Below are 419 nucleotides of genomic sequence, written 5' to 3'. Positions count from 1 at the left end.
GTCTCTTTAGAACTTCCCAGTTTGATAAACCAGTTGCTGGTTTTATAGCAGCTGATACTCTTTGGATTCTTCTTTCTGCAGAAGTTATAGTTCCATCAGATTCCACCATAACAGCCGCAGGGATTACCACATCAGCTATTTTAGCTAGATCAGTCATATGAGTATCATGAACCATAAGGAACTCTACTGCTGAAATTTCTTCAGGACTGATATTTTCCCCAAATACCATAAGCCCTTTTATTGAATTGTCTTTAACAAGTGCAAGCTTTGCTTCGCTGTCAATACTAATACCCATATCCACAAGACCTTGGCTGTTTGCGTATGGTCTAAGCTTTATAAAGCCTTCTCTTGCAGAACCAATGTGTCCAGATAGCATTACTATTGCAGAAATCAATCTTTCTGCATCAGCTGTAACATGA

The 419-nt window shown here is 38.9% G+C and carries 1 protein-coding gene; it reads right to left on the bottom strand.

Annotated features, from left to right (window positions below; genetic code table 11):
* The coding region (locus tag ER639_RS12020) for a molybdopterin-dependent oxidoreductase (protein ID WP_164993457.1) at positions 1-419 on the bottom strand (419 nt) is incomplete at both ends.

The organism is Macrococcus sp. DPC7161 (genome assembly GCF_004117835.1).
Lineage (GTDB): Bacteria > Bacillota > Bacilli > Staphylococcales > Staphylococcaceae > SDSC01.
Note: the sequence above shows the minus strand (reverse complement) of the source record. Positions and strands in the feature narration are given on the sequence as shown.